General features: G+C 47.2%; 15 protein-coding genes and 1 riboswitch. Of the genes, 4 read left to right on the top strand and 11 right to left on the bottom strand.

All coding sequences use genetic code 11. The annotated features are described in order from the left end of the window. Positions 1–35: 35 nt before the first annotated feature. The 7 genes from ctaG to A6049_RS28920 all read right to left on the bottom strand — a co-directional run bounded on the left by ctaG (position 36) and on the right by A6049_RS28920 (position 6,750). Positions 36–959 carry a cytochrome c oxidase assembly factor CtaG gene (ctaG, locus tag A6049_RS28950; protein ID WP_063567900.1) on the bottom strand — a complete coding sequence of 308 codons (924 nt, stop codon included), beginning with the start codon at positions 957–959 and terminating at the stop codon, positions 36–38. A gap of 106 nt (positions 960–1,065) precedes the next feature. Further along, entirely contained in the window at positions 1,066–1,386 is a 321-nt protein-coding gene (locus A6049_RS28945) for a cytochrome C oxidase subunit IV family protein (protein ID WP_063567899.1), read from the bottom strand. Between the two features lie 3 nt (positions 1,387–1,389). Continuing rightward, positions 1,390–2,016, bottom strand: a complete 627-nt coding sequence (locus tag A6049_RS28940) for a cytochrome (ubi)quinol oxidase subunit III (RefSeq protein WP_063567898.1) — start codon at positions 2,014–2,016, stop codon at positions 1,390–1,392. Then, positions 2,013–3,863: a cytochrome c oxidase subunit I gene (gene ctaD / locus A6049_RS28935; protein WP_371121660.1), complete on the bottom strand. Its 1,851-nt coding sequence runs from the start codon at positions 3,861–3,863 to the stop codon at positions 2,013–2,015. The genes A6049_RS28940 and ctaD overlap by 4 nt, the downstream gene beginning before the upstream one ends. Before the next feature lie 71 nt (positions 3,864–3,934). Further along, complete coding sequence (gene coxB / locus A6049_RS28930) at positions 3,935–4,987, bottom strand: cytochrome c oxidase subunit II (protein ID WP_063567896.1); 1,053 nt, start codon at positions 4,985–4,987, stop codon at positions 3,935–3,937. A gap of 580 nt (positions 4,988–5,567) precedes the next feature. Further along, entirely contained in the window at positions 5,568–6,329 is a 762-nt protein-coding gene (gene map, locus A6049_RS28925) for a type I methionyl aminopeptidase (RefSeq protein ID WP_063567895.1), read from the bottom strand. A 232-nt stretch (positions 6,330–6,561) separates the two neighbouring features. Next, entirely contained in the window at positions 6,562–6,750 is a 189-nt protein-coding gene (locus A6049_RS28920) for a hypothetical protein (protein WP_017690840.1), read from the bottom strand. Positions 6,751–7,147: 397 nt separating this feature from the next. Here A6049_RS28920 and A6049_RS28915 point away from each other — a divergent pair, with 397 nt between their 5' ends. Both A6049_RS28915 and A6049_RS28910 read left to right on the top strand, forming a co-directional pair. After that, on the top strand, positions 7,148–7,429 hold the full coding sequence (locus A6049_RS28915; protein ID WP_053779714.1) for a hypothetical protein: 282 nt from the start codon (positions 7,148–7,150) through the stop codon (positions 7,427–7,429). A 153-nt stretch (positions 7,430–7,582) separates the two neighbouring features. Further along, entirely contained in the window at positions 7,583–7,921 is a 339-nt protein-coding gene (locus A6049_RS28910) for a DUF4870 domain-containing protein (protein WP_063567894.1), read from the top strand. A 315-nt stretch (positions 7,922–8,236) separates the two neighbouring features. Here the strand turns inward: A6049_RS28910 and A6049_RS28905 are convergent, their stop codons facing one another. After that, positions 8,237–9,598 carry a nucleobase:cation symporter-2 family protein gene (locus A6049_RS28905; RefSeq protein WP_063567893.1) on the bottom strand — a complete coding sequence of 454 codons (1,362 nt, stop codon included), beginning with the start codon at positions 9,596–9,598 and terminating at the stop codon, positions 8,237–8,239. A 1-nt stretch (position 9,599) separates the two neighbouring features. Beyond that, positions 9,600–10,187, bottom strand: coding sequence for a xanthine phosphoribosyltransferase (locus A6049_RS28900; RefSeq protein ID WP_063567892.1), 588 nt, complete (start codon positions 10,185–10,187; stop codon positions 9,600–9,602). A gap of 299 nt (positions 10,188–10,486) precedes the next feature. Continuing rightward, positions 10,487–10,586, bottom strand: a riboswitch (purine riboswitch). 270 nt (positions 10,587–10,856) lie between these two features. Between A6049_RS28900 and mscL the strand changes: the two genes are divergently transcribed. Continuing rightward, a complete protein-coding gene (gene mscL / locus A6049_RS28895; protein ID WP_063567891.1) occupies positions 10,857–11,351 on the top strand; it encodes a large conductance mechanosensitive channel protein MscL in 495 nt (164 codons plus the stop codon). Between the two features lie 285 nt (positions 11,352–11,636). On the opposite strand, the gene A6049_RS28890 is transcribed toward mscL, so the two are convergent. Next, entirely contained in the window at positions 11,637–11,939 is a 303-nt protein-coding gene (locus A6049_RS28890; protein ID WP_063567890.1) for a hypothetical protein, read from the bottom strand. A gap of 79 nt (positions 11,940–12,018) precedes the next feature. Between A6049_RS28890 and A6049_RS28885 the strand changes: the two genes are divergently transcribed. After that, complete coding sequence (locus tag A6049_RS28885) at positions 12,019–12,702, top strand: NUDIX hydrolase (RefSeq protein WP_063567889.1); 684 nt, start codon at positions 12,019–12,021, stop codon at positions 12,700–12,702. A 188-nt stretch (positions 12,703–12,890) separates the two neighbouring features. Here A6049_RS28885 and A6049_RS28880 read toward each other — a convergent pair. Next, positions 12,891–13,497, bottom strand: a 607-nt coding sequence (locus tag A6049_RS28880; RefSeq protein WP_063567888.1) for a phospholipase D-like domain-containing protein, incomplete at its 5' end; no start/stop codon positions are given.

The raw sequence follows: 13,497 nt of genomic DNA, 5'->3' as shown, positions 1-13,497 counted from the left end.
GTGTGTTTCCCCCTCTTGTCCAAACAAAACTTGTGTTATTTCGCTGCAGGATTGAGCGGTCCTCCCGTATTCTCTACAGGGTACGGATCATCATCATCTTCCCGTTTTTCCTTGCGGTACCATTGGAAAAAGACATACGCCAGCATGGAGACGAAGATGCCTTCCTGTATGAATTTCATCAAAATACCGCCCACCTGCTGATCCTCCTTGGCAGAGGACAGAAAGTTGAAGAACGCCGGTCCACCGAACGATCGCAGCAATGCTGTGGAATCCCCGGAGACACAATACCGCATCGCCTCAGCCCATACGGCAGGATTGCTGTAGGTCGCATACAAGGGTTCGGAGGCAAAAATAATTAGTCCACAAGCTGGTGTCAGAAGAACCATGTTCAGAAAAATAAAACCAATCTTAGACAGCCCCGACGCTTGTCTCCCTTCCGGCAACGGATTGAGCAGCGTCCACCACATCAGCATGGAAGTAATGAAAAGTACAATGTAATACAAACGGTGAACCGTAAAATTTAACATCACGTAATCATGTACCACGGGTAGATGATATAACGAGAACAACCCGTTAAACAGCACAGCCGCCACGATCGGATGAGCCAAAAAAGATAACTGCCGTGTCGGCAGCCACCGGATGATTCCGCGCCATACCCAGAGGGGTAATCCCTTCATCAATAGCGGTGGCGCTACCAGATAGGACAGAGCCATACTCACCATATGGAAGCTGAACATCACATGACCCAGCAGATTGAATGGCCCCGCTTGTGCAAGATACAACACGGTAAGCCCAGTAATAAACATCATTTTCTGTGCGACCGTAGCCTGATCTGCCCCCTTGATCCGCTCACTGAACGGACCAACGAGCACTAGATAAGCTGCAGCAATGAGCAGAAACAATGCCATAATAAGTGGACTCCATAAATCGTTGAAACTAAAATATTGCAACCCGAGCATACGGGAAACCTCCCCGTGACCTGATTTGGTTGTTGCCTGAATCCATTGACGGATTGATCCGCCTAAAAGGGGAAAAGACGGCGACACTGCGCCGCCGCCATCTCTTTTACCACCAAACCCAATAGAGTGCCATAATGATGCACGTAAAAGCTACGAAAAATCCGAAGCTCATGAACAGGATCGGCATCAAATGCCCTTTATCCTTCAAGTGCATCCAGTAACCGAGCTGTACAAACACCTGAAGGATCGCCATAACCACCAATATAATAATGGTAAAGGTCGTATTGACTCCTCCCGCGGCAGCAGCCGCGAACGCAATTAGCGTCAGGACAATCGAGAAAATAAAAACAACGACGTGTTTCTGTGGCCCTTCCGCCCGGTGACGATGCTTCACAGGCTGCTGATCACTCTTATCCTGTACCGACATGTGTTACCCCACCTTTCCGAGCAGGTACACGACCGTAAAGATAAACACCCAGACCACGTCAATAAAGTGCCAGTACATTGCGGAGACGTATACTTTAGGTGCAGTTACGACCGTTAATCCTTTTCTGAACAGTTGCCCGATAATGAGCCCAATCCACATAATACCGAATGCAACGTGAGCTCCGTGGAACCCAACCAGCGTGTAGAACGCTGAACTGAATGCACTTGTAGTCATGCCGAACTCTTTATGTTTCACATATTCATAGAACTCGTAGATTTCCAGACCGAGGAATCCAAGACCCAGTACAACGGTAATGCCAAGCCAGAGAGCAAGAGCATTGCGCTTCCCCTTATGCATAGCCTGGATGGCAAATACACTTGTCAAACTGCTGACTAAGAGAATAAAGGTTGCTGCAGCCACGAGTGGCAGATGAAACAATTCATTCGCCGTCGGTCCGTCATTCGTTTGGCCACGGAGGGCCAAAAAGGTTGCGAAGAGGGTTCCGAACAATACGGTCTCGCCGCCAAGGAACAACCAGAAGCCGACAAGCTTGTTGCGTCCTTCCAGCGTTGCTTTCTCCGGCTCATGCGGCAATTTGCCGTTTACCGGTTCGGCATGTGGAGTTGTCATGTTCTAACCCCCTTCTCATCCTGATCCTCCGGTTCAATATGCCAGCCATGATCATCATAGAGTGACCGCAGCGCCATCGCACCAAATGTAATCAGAAGGCCAATAATGACTACAATGTAATTGTTAAACAATCCGTTCATAAACGCATTGCCAAAATCATCTTTGCTGAACATGAGACCAAGTCCGGCAATGAATATACCGACAGACATAACAAACGGCAGTGGAGTCGCTGATGGCATATGAATCGAACCAACAGGTTCGGCCGGTGTCATCTCCGTATGTCCAGCCATCTTTTCCTTCCAATACGCATCGATTCCACGTACCAGAGGAGTCTGCTTAAAGTTGTATTCCGGTGGCGGAGATGGGATTGACCATTCCAACGTACGACCATCTTCCCACGGATCATTCGGCGCATCAACTGGTTTTCTCGTTGTAATTACGATGTTCACGAGGAACATGATAACCCCAACACCCATTAGGAATGCACCAACGGAACTGACCAGGTTAAGCAGGTCAAAATCCTGATTCGGCAAGTATGTAACGATCCGGCGCTGCATCCCCATTAAACCAAGGAAATGCTGTACGAAGAACGTTAATTGGAAACCGATCATGAATGTCCAGAAGGTCCACTTTCCGAGCGTTTCGCTCAGGACGCGACCGAACATCTTCGGCCACCAGTAATGTAATCCAGAGAACAAACCTAGCACCAATCCACCAACGATAACGTAATGGAAGTGAGCCACAACAAAGTACGTATCATGGAACTGGAAATCCGCAGGCGCTGAGGCCAGCATGACACCAGTAACCCCGCCCATAACGAAGGTTGGAACGAATCCAACAGCAAACAGGTTTGCTGCCGTAAAACGAATCTGTCCGCCCCACATCGTAAAGAGCCAGTTAAATATTTTAATCCCTGTTGGTACAGCAATCAACATGGTTGAGATCGAGAACAATGCATTGGCGACTGTTCCCAGACCTGTCGTAAACATGTGATGCGCCCAGACCATGAATCCTAAGAAGGCGATCAGGATGGTTGCAAACACCATGGAGCTGTAACCGAATAATCTTTTACGTGCAAAGGTTGGAATAACCTCCGAGATAATACCAAAAGCCGGCAAGATGAGAATGTATACTTCCGGGTGCCCGAAGATCCAGAAGATATGCTGCCAGAGTACCGGGTTACCGCCACCTGCAACATCGAAGAAATTCGCCCCAAGTATACGGTCAAACGTTAACAGTACAAGTCCTACCGTAATGGCAGGGAATGCAAAAAGAATGATGGCTGATGTAATAAATGTGGTCCAGGTAAACATCGGCATCCGCATATAGGACATTCCCGGCGCACGCATCGTAATGATGGTCGCGAGAAAGTTAATGCCCCCGATGAGTGTCCCTAGACCGGCGATCTGGAGACCTATCGTGTAGAAATCCACACCGTGCGTCCCACTGTACTCGCTGCCAGAGAGTGGCGTGTACGAAGTCCAGCCGGCATCCGGTGCCCCTCCCATCAACCAGCTCAGGTTCAAGAGCAGTCCGCCAAACAGGAACGTCCAGAAACCAAGCGCGTTAACAAAAGGGAAAGCAACGTCCCGTGCCCCAATTTGCAAAGGTACAACGGCATTCATAAGTGCAAAAATAATAGGCATAACACCAAGGAAAATCATCGTTGTTCCGTGCATCGTAATCAATTCGTTGAAGACCTGTGCCGACACAAAATCATTCATCGGTTTCATTAACTGAATCCGAATCAAAATGGCTTCAATACCGCCGATTCCGAAGAAAAATCCACCCGCAATCAAATAGAGAACGGCGATTTTTTTGTGATCGACGGTGGTGATCCAATCCATCAAGCCCCTATACCGCTTGACGCTATGAGCATGAGCCAAGGTTGTGTACCCCCTTCTTCGTCCTTGCTGTTCTATTCATAGTCCAATTTGTAGTTGGCCAGATATTCGGCAATTCCGTCGATTTCTTCATCTGTGAGTCCAAGGTCTTTCGGATTAGGCATTGTATTGCCCGGCTTCACGGATTGTGGATCATGGAGCCATTCTTTCATGTTGTCCAGCACCGGATTACCGTCTTCCTGGCCTTCGCCCTGATTCAGCAGAATACCTGCCACGGATTGCTTGCCGCCGATACCTGTAAGGTTAGGCGCAACTGGCCCGCCCTGATCCCCAACTGCATGGCAAGAAAGGCAGTTCGTTTTGAACTTCTCAGCCAATTGGGTATCTTCCGGAAGTACCGCCGGGGCTTTCATTTCGTTAACCCATTTGTCAAAGGATTCCTGACTGACCGCTTTTACCTTAAATTCCATAAAGGCATGCGACCTGCCACATAATTCAGCACATTTGCCTCGGTAAACGCCTTCATTTGGCGCCGAGAAGCTGAACTTGTTAAGCGTTCCATCCGGGTTTGTGTCCATTTTACCCGCAAGTGACGGCACCCAGAAGGAGTGAAGCACGTCAGCGGTTTTCAATTCGAATGCGATTTTCTTTCCGGTCGGGATGATGAGATCTTGAGCGGTGGTTACGTCATATTGAGGATAAGTGAATTCCCACCAGTACTGATGCGAGGTGACTTTGACCTGAATTGCATTTTTGTCGTTGGACAGATCTTCGCCTTGGGCAAAAATCGTTTTTACCGTCGGTACTGCCAGAACAATTACGAGCAGCAACGGAATGGCTGTCCATATTACTTCCAGCTTGAAATTACCTTCAACCTGTTCGGGCATTTCATTCTGCCCGGCTCGTCTGCGAAACCGGATCAACACATACGCAGCAATAGCAAATACAATGATGAGCACCACGATCATAATCGCAATGGACAGCTTCATCAGATCATATTGGCCTTGCGCCACAGGACCCTGAGGTTTCATTACCGACAAGTCTTCCCGCCCGCATGCGGATAGCAGCAAAGAGAACACCGCCAGCAAGGGGAGAATTCGCTTTGCAACCTGCCACTGTTTCATCATTGATCTACCCCACTTTTTTAACATTTTCGTAGATTGCCGTTGTCGCCCAAAATAAACTTAATTCAGTTCATTTCAGCACGATACACGTAATCCTGTCCGACATACAGAACGCTTACAAAAATAACGCTTCCACCACTCCCGTCATTTCCTGCTAAGGGCATGTCTGCGCATTCTTCCAATTCATTCTATATGGTTCAATCACTTATTAAATATAAGTTGAGGGTATGATTTTGTCAATCTTTGGACACATGTTCACAAATTGTTCACTATATGTAAAAAACCGCACCACAACTTGATTTGTAACCGATTTCAGTTAAAAATATTACTCTCTACTTTTGAAAATTTTTGCCAAATTTCGGTGATGAAATTGATTTTTTTGCCGATTTTTCTCACATTGAAAACATGCAGTATTATGCAAAACAGAAAAGCCTGCATCAGCTTGTTTCTCTTACAACTACTGGAAGCCGCAGTAAAACTCCATACCGCTCCCTTATAGAACCAAACGGCATGGAGCCTGAACCTATTGTGTATCCCTTACACCGTATGCAGCACCCTTACCAGCTTGCCATAGATACAGCGTCTAAGTCCCGTCAGTTAGTATAAGAGGACCATCACTTGTTATGGCTACCGTATGCTCATACTGGACGCCCCAGCTTCCATCCACTGTTCTCACCGTCCAGCCATCCTCATCCCATACAACTGCTCCAGAGCTGCCTTTCGTAAATATAGGCTCAATCGTAATGACCATGCCCTCTGTCAGCATCATGCCCGTCCTGCGTTTCCCGTAAGGGAGGACATTCGGGGGTTCATGGATGTATTGACCGATCCCATGACCAATAAGAGGCTTCACAATCCCGTAACGATACAGCCTCGCTGTCCGTTCAATCGCGTTACCGATATCCCCCAGCGTATTTCCTGGCACTGCCTGTGCTATCGCCTTATGAAGCGCCCTTTCCGTTCGATTCATTAGTTTGCGTATGGACCTGCGTTGTTCACCGATCCCATACGTCCATGCAGAATCGGCAAGCCAGCCGTCTTTGTTCACCACCATATCAATGGTCACCACATCGCCTTCGACCAGTTTCCGGTCATTAGGGAAGCCGTGGCAAACCACTTCATTAACTGAAGCGCATGTAGCATAAGGATAACCTTTGTACCCCTTTTGCTCAGGTGTAGCTCCTCTTTCAGCCAAAAAAACCTCCACCCGTTCGTCAATATCTCCTGTCGTTACACCGGGGGCCAACCACTTTTCAATATGCTCGTGACAGCTTCGCAGGATTCGTCCTGCTTCCCGCATGTAGCCAATCTCTTCTTTCGTTTTCAAAATAGGGTCCACATGCATTCATCCTTCCTGCCATATGTGTACTTCCATGTATATGCAGCAGGAACGGAACAAAGCCCCCAAAAGTGGAGCGAAGCTCTACAGCTAATTCTGTTTTCTTTTAGATGAAAGGTTTACACGTTGGAAATATGTACATATCATTTTTCAATCAAAAAAAACCGTCTGCCGGAGCTTAACGCCCGGGAGACGGTTCTATTCATATCGGAACAGTATAATCAGAGTTGTGTGTGTTTCAGGACACGGAAGAATCCATCTTGACAAGCTCATGCTCAACCACAGAAGTCAATTCTTCCTCGTATCCACCCGTAATCCGGTATTTTCTCACGTACTCCTTCACGAATTTTTTTGGATCTTTAGGACGGAAAATCCGAGTCATTTCCCTCAAACTTTCTTTGACCTCATTGTGACCTTTCGTTGCCATTGTAATTCCCTCCCAAAACGTTGAAAGTGAATGCTCCGTTTAGAGAATGCCGAATAAGTCTTAAATGCCATCCATGAAGTTGTGTGCGCGGCTCAAAGCAAGCTTTAGGTCGGGAACCCTTGCTTAAGCAAGTACCTGACACTATAAATACCCGATATGATTCGGTGTGAATCATAATCTTATTGTAGCATATTCGGAAGTATCTGACGACTTGACGATTTTACCTAATATTTATAACGGTTTTTATGCCCAAAAAGTTTAATTCCGAATCATATGTTATAAATACGATACTTCTATACGGAATTAATATATCCAGCATAACACTGAACTATTCGGGGGATATTATCACGGACAACCCATACAGTTAAAATAATGGGATCTAAGGAGGCGTTGTTTTATGGATCAGAAAGATAAAGAAATGCTGCCCCTTTCGCATGAAAAGGTGGAAGTGGACGGAATATATACCAACGAAGCCGGACAAGAAGAACATCTGCATCGCGGACAACAATTCCCGGCCGATCCCGTTCTCGGCAAGACGGAATGGGAACTGACAGAATTCGCTTTTGACAACCATCACGAAGGTCGTACCGACGAGCGTTTGGTTCCTAAAGAGAATGATACCGATAAGATTGGCAAGACCACACATCCACGCAGACATTTTCAGCGGGGTGACCGTTAAGTTATATAATGAGGCAAGGAAAGGGGCATGTTCCAGGGCAGTATTAGGAACATGTCCCTTTTAAGCTAGCAAAGATACATTTCGTCCCATCCGGTTCAGTTCTGTCCACCTCCTTCATAACCTAGTTAAAAAGGACAAAGGAGGCTGGACCGAATGTCCCCCATGAAATCATCAAGCGGTCTGGATGAAAATATTGCCGGCATGCTCTGTTATCTGTTCACTTTTGTAGGTGGAATCGTCTTTCTGGCTGTAGAAAAACGAAGCAGATTCGTTCTGTTTCATGCACTTCAATCCGTCACGGTATTTGGCCTCATTATGGTCGGTCATGTGTTGTGTGCATTCCTCCCACTGTTTGGGCCACTGCTGGCATCGCTATTGTCCTTGCTTGGTGTGGTGGTCTGGCTTCTCATGGTGGTGACCAGTCTGCAAGGCAAATGGCTTAAGCTGCCGTGGGTCGGAGACTTTGCAGAGAAACAGATGCGGCATCTGTAAGATGTAACGCTTCTATCGGCTTCATCTCAAAGTAATTCATCATGTGAGTCTACATAATAATCCATCTTGTTTTGGGCAAAAAAAAGAAAAAACATCGGATCTCCTGCTCTCTAACGAGCAAGGTCTCCGGTGTTCCGTTTATTATGCCTTCAATAACGATTAACAGGATAGATGATTCATCCCCTGAATAGTTCAGGCCGTTTAACTTTTTTATTCACAACATTTATTATTCAATCCATGAGGAATTTAAAGTTAACATAATATACATGTTGAAGGCATCGGGTAATAACAACGATGATTTCAGTTCTTTACTTTTTACGCCGACTTGCCGTTATCTCCAAGGATCACATCCGCTTGACGTTCAGCCATTTTGGCAGCCCTTGCTTGAGTACCCAGACCATTAAAGAGCAAATTCATGAAAATGGCCGTAAAGCTACCTGCAATAATTCCGTTACCGAGCATAATCTGTGCCCAGTCCGGCGCACCTGCGAACAATTGAGGCACAACCGTTACACCCAGACCCATGCCTACAGAGCAGGCGATGATGAACAGGTTCTCATGACGGTTCAAATCAACCTGGCTGCCCAGAATACGAATACCTGACGATACCACCATACCGAACAATGCAACCATGGCCCCGCCAAGAACAGAACCTGGAACAAGCTGCGCCAATGCAGCAATCTTCGGTACAAAGCCGATAACCACAAGCAGTCCACCCGCTACAACGATAACATCACGCGTTTTGACACGAGTCATCTGTACAAGCCCTACGTTTTGTGAATAGGTCGTGTAAGGGAATGAGTTGAAGATACCACCCAGCACAATCGCCAAACCTTCTGCACGGTAGCCACGAGCCAGATCTTTGGAGGACAGGTCTTTATCCAAAATTTTGCCAAGAGCCATGAATACACCCGTGGATTCAGCTACGCTGACAATCGCCACCAGAATCATGGTCAGAATCGGCACAATCTCAAACGTCGGTGTACCAAAGTAAAATGGCTGCACGACATGGAACCAGCTCGCTTCGCGAATTGGCGCAAAGTTCACTTCACCCATGAGCCCTGCTGCCACTGTGCCCACGAGAAGGCCGATCAGCACCGAGATGGAACGAACGAATCCTGTCGTGAACCGTGTCATCAGAATGATGAACACCAATACGCCGAATCCGAGCAGAAGATGAACCCCACTTCCAAAGTCCTCTGCACCCTGACCGCCGCCGAGATCGTTGAACGCAACCGGAATCAGAGTTAGACCAATAATGGTTACTACTGATCCAGTGACGACTGGCGGAAAGAGTCGTATCAATTTGCCAAAAATGCCCGAGAACAATACAACGAATATCCCTGAAGCAATGATCGCACCATAAATGGCAGACACACCGCTCTTCATCCCAATTAAAATCATCGGTGATACAGCCTGGAATGCACAACCAAGCATGACGGGCAGCCCCACTCCGAAGAAACGATTGCCCCATACCTGAAGCAGTGTTGCCACACCACAGGCGAGCAGGTCAATCGCAATCAGATAGGTCAACTGCTCCGTAGTAAAACCAAGGGCCTTGCTGACAATAATCGGTACAACGACAGCTCCTGCATACATCGCCAGCACGTGCTGGAGACCTAGCGAGAACGTTTTGATCGGATGCCGATGCCGCTGAAAAATACGTTCGCGTGCCATATTAGATCGTGACCTCCTCGTCCGCAAACGTAACTTTCCCGTCTGACAACGCCCCAATGCGAACCAGTGATTCCACACGGTATCCTGCCTCTTTCAGCAAGCGGCCTCCTGGTTGGAACGCCTTTTCAATCACGATGCCAATACCAACCACTTCAGCACCTACTTGCTCCACAATGCGGGCCAGACCAAATGCTGCCTCGCCATTGGCCAGAAAGTCATCGATGATCAGTACACGGTCACCAGGCTGCATGAACTTCTTCGCAACTGTAATTTCATTGGTCTCCTGCTTCGTAAAGGAGTACACTTTCTCAACCAGAATGTCTTCCGTGAGTGTAAGTGACTTCTGCTTCCGTGCAAAAATAAGCGGCACGTTGAGTTCCAGCGCAGTCATGATGCCTGGTGCGATCCCTGAGGATTCAATCGTCAGTACACGTGTAATGTTCTCCCCTTCAAAACGACGGATGAACTCCTTACCGACTTCCTTCATCAAAACCGGGTCCATCTGGTGGTTCAGGAATGAATCCACTTTGAGTACCTGCTCGGACAGGACAATGCCTTCCTGTATTACCTTGTCTTTTAACAATTGCATCGTAATTCTTCCCCCTGTGCGCCCTCCCGTACAGAAGCCTGCATGACCTCGATCCCCTCTGTAAAAAAACAAAAAGCCCGCCTTTTTACACGCTGCGGAAAAACCGGAGACGGGAAAAGACGGACTTGTACATATGTGGACAAGCCGCATGGATACTGCAAGTGTAGTGTAATGGAAGAGCATGATAACAGGATAACTCAGAGCAAACCTCACTCCCTATTCAAGAAGGGATATGAAGCTACTTGAACATCCTTTTTCAGACACACTGCCCGATAATCATCTCTCTCCATACCTTAACAACGTTGCAGGATCTTTCCCGTAGTCCGATCATTCCGGTGATCGGGTAGAAACATGCAGGCCTATTCCTGCACATATACGAGTCGGCATATTAAATTTTTAGAGCTCCATGATTCGTTACAATGTATGATCGCGAACCTGAATGTAAAAGTATGAACGGAACTGATAATGTTAGAAGTATACCGAATCGGCGCCGTGAAATAAAGAAGTATTTTCATGGAAGTTGCGGAAACTTGTCTTAATTTGCATTAAAGGGATGATTGCTGCGGTTTTTTTATGTACAATATGAGAACGGAAGCGCGTGTCCGAACGGAGAATCGATGGAAACGCCGCCTGTATTATGAATATATTTGGTAAAGGAGATTTGCAGACATGAAAGGCGTACTAAAGGAATTTAAAGAATTTGCTGTACGTGGCAACGTCATCGATTTGGCAGTCGGTGTCATTATCGGGGCTGCTTTTGGTAAAATTGTCACGTCCCTCGTGAATGACATTATCATGCCACCGGTAGGTAAACTGCTTGGAGGCATTGATTTCAGTCAGAAAATCATTAATCTGGATCGGGATATGAAAACAGCCAGTGGACAGGAGATCACAACACTCGCTCAAGCCAATGAGGCTGGCGCTACGGTGATTGCATATGGGCAGTTCATCAACGTGATGATTGATTTTCTCATCGTCGCTTTCTGTATTTTCATGCTGGTGAAGGGTATCAATTACATCAAAAGCAAAGAACACAAAAAGCCCGAGCCGCAAAAAACGACCAAGGCTTGCAAATATTGTCTGTCCGAAATTCCGGCTGCGGCTACTCGCTGTTCGCACTGTACTTCAGAGCTGGAAGCTGAAGGTAACGGCGCAACGGCTTAATCGTTTCCATGCTTGAAGTGCATCAGAATTTACAGTGTACCCAAACTCTCTATAGAGAACAGTAGTGGATAATTGTTAATATATAAAGGCTTATGTAAAAAAACTCCTGCTTGATCTGTCCGTCATGCTTCTTCATCCGTGTTGTTGCAATCCCGCACGGAGCGGGTGGGATCAAATCGGCAACCACATGAAAGGTCTCACCGTAAAGGTGGGGCCTTTCTTTATCTCACAAGCAGGTATGTTGCTCTAATGTCATTATTATCTTACGCTCACCATGCTTACAAACTAGAATCGACGCGGCAACAAGTGCTCCAAAATCGACTTCAAATCCCGATCTTCCTTATAAACCTCTTCCCCGGTATCGAGCTCTGTTACCCGGATATAATCAAAATTCATCGACGCATCCACAGGTTTAAACAACAATTGGCTCTCGTCTTCCAGACGTACGTTGAATCCCATATCCTTAAACATCGTTGTTAGCTGGCTATTCGCCGGTTCCTGACCTTGCCCTACCATAATCAATCCTCTAAGACTTTTACGTTCCTGAGGTTGCGGATAAATGACCTGAAAGTGTACAATGCATTCCATAAGATGGTTCCCCTTTCGTTTAAAACATACTTTGTGAAATTTTGAACTTTAAAACTTGCTATATAAGGAGATACGTATCATGACCCCAGAACGTTTCGATATTTACGACGATCAGCAAAATTGGATAGGTACAGAGCTGCGCAGCGTGGTTCATGCCAAGGGATTCTGGCACCGTTCATTCCACTGCTGGATCGTGCGGGACGAAGGCTCACAGCGGTTGGTTCTATTTCAGCGAAGACGGGATATCAAGGATACCTTCCCCGGATGTTACGACATTACCGCAGCAGGGCATCTCACAGCCGGCGAACAGCTGCATGAAGCCAGTCGTGAGCTGGAGGAAGAACTGGGCGTGCAAGCACCTTTTGAAACGCTGACCTACCTGTTGACAGCAAGACAGCAACTTGAAGGGCAGGTTCGCGGTGTACCTTTTATTGATCGGGAATTCAGCTCTGTCTTTGGACTGTGCTTAAACCAGCCTCTCGAAGCCTATACCTTGCAGGCAAGTGAAGTCGACAGTCTATATGAAGTGCCTCTGGATGACCTGATTGCCTTGTTCCGTGGCGAAACCCATGTGATTCAAGCCGCGGGAGTGCAAGCCGTGCAGTCAGCGTCCAATCAGGTGGATCAGGCAAATAGTAGCTCTGTTCCTCTTCACGTTCAAACACGTCACATGCGCGAGATTAGAGCAGCCGAGTTCGTGCCACACGGTACGGAATATTATATCGATGTACTTGAAGCGTTAGTTCACGTGCCCAAAAACTAACCAATTTTGCCTATGATAAAGTTACGTTCATAGCTTCATTTTCTCAAAAATAGCATGAATTCATACCCTATTACATTAGCTCAACAGGGAACATTTGCTGTGATGAACATCACTGCTTCTGTTAACTAGCAAGAAGAGGCGTTTGCCTCATGGCAACGCCTGCTTCCTTTAAGCATGTATTTTGGAGTTCATAGGATATCTGAAGGTACTGACCAATAACGCGCTGAGAGGTTTTGGTATCGAGGCCCGTATCGAGACTCCAGTTCCTCCCCCATGTCCTGCTCCAGTTCATACAACACCAATTCCTGAGCAAAATGATTCAACAGCAGTCCGGTCATGACCGGATGTTCTGTCACCATCGCTTGAGTGGCGCAAGATTCCCCGCGCATCCCTAACATACACCAACGACGATCGACCACTAAAGAGAACTTCCGGCCATTCCCTGCTCCGTATGAAGGCAAACCAGGCCAAGGAGCGGGCTGATCCATAATACCCTCTCCACCATCACATGACCATAACAGGCGCACGCCTCGGTCTTCGGCACGCTGCAAGTCGGCACGCAACAACTCCGCTTCCTCACGCCACACGTCCACCACAATCTCATGTTTAGCCTCAGCAAGTTCACGGCTTAGATTCTCAAATACATTTTTGTCGCCTTCAATATTGTAAAAGACCGGCTTCTCCGGCTCATGCTGCGGCATACTGCTCTGCACATATTCAAGGGATGCACGCATCTGACCGGAGATCATGCTTGTCATCTCCTCAGGCTTCAAGACACTGTATTTCGCAGGCTCG

The organism is Paenibacillus sp. O199, from assembly GCF_001636635.1.
GTDB lineage: Bacteria > Bacillota > Bacilli > Paenibacillales > Paenibacillaceae > Paenibacillus > Paenibacillus marchantiae.
This window is presented reverse-complemented; position numbering and strand designations above follow the sequence as displayed.

What these genes read in the sequence shown, in the direction of transcription:
- ctaD (WP_371121660.1), bottom strand. Translation starts at nt 3,863, where the DNA reads ATGGATTGGATCACCACCGTCGATCACAAAAAAATCGCCGTTCTCTAT.
- mscL (WP_063567891.1), top strand. Translation starts at nt 10,857, where the DNA reads ATGAAAGGCGTACTAAAGGAATTTAAAGAATTTGCTGTACGTGGCAAC.
- A6049_RS28885 (WP_063567889.1), top strand. Translation starts at nt 12,019, where the DNA reads ATGACCCCAGAACGTTTCGATATTTACGACGATCAGCAAAATTGGATA.
- ctaG (WP_063567900.1), bottom strand. Translation starts at nt 959, where the DNA reads ATGCTCGGGTTGCAATATTTTAGTTTCAACGATTTATGGAGTCCACTT.
- A6049_RS28910 (WP_063567894.1), top strand. Translation starts at nt 7,583, where the DNA reads ATGTCCCCCATGAAATCATCAAGCGGTCTGGATGAAAATATTGCCGGC.
- coxB (WP_063567896.1), bottom strand. Translation starts at nt 4,987, where the DNA reads ATGATGAAACAGTGGCAGGTTGCAAAGCGAATTCTCCCCTTGCTGGCG.
- A6049_RS28900 (WP_063567892.1), bottom strand. Translation starts at nt 10,187, where the DNA reads ATGCAATTGTTAAAAGACAAGGTAATACAGGAAGGCATTGTCCTGTCC.
- map (WP_063567895.1), bottom strand. Translation starts at nt 6,329, where the DNA reads ATGCATGTGGACCCTATTTTGAAAACGAAAGAAGAGATTGGCTACATG.
- A6049_RS28890 (WP_063567890.1), bottom strand. Translation starts at nt 11,939, where the DNA reads ATGGAATGCATTGTACACTTTCAGGTCATTTATCCGCAACCTCAGGAA.
- A6049_RS28915 (WP_053779714.1), top strand. Translation starts at nt 7,148, where the DNA reads ATGGATCAGAAAGATAAAGAAATGCTGCCCCTTTCGCATGAAAAGGTG.
- A6049_RS28920 (WP_017690840.1), bottom strand. Translation starts at nt 6,750, where the DNA reads ATGGCAACGAAAGGTCACAATGAGGTCAAAGAAAGTTTGAGGGAAATG.
- A6049_RS28945 (WP_063567899.1), bottom strand. Translation starts at nt 1,386, where the DNA reads ATGTCGGTACAGGATAAGAGTGATCAGCAGCCTGTGAAGCATCGTCAC.
- A6049_RS28940 (WP_063567898.1), bottom strand. Translation starts at nt 2,016, where the DNA reads ATGACAACTCCACATGCCGAACCGGTAAACGGCAAATTGCCGCATGAG.
- A6049_RS28905 (WP_063567893.1), bottom strand. Translation starts at nt 9,598, where the DNA reads ATGGCACGCGAACGTATTTTTCAGCGGCATCGGCATCCGATCAAAACG.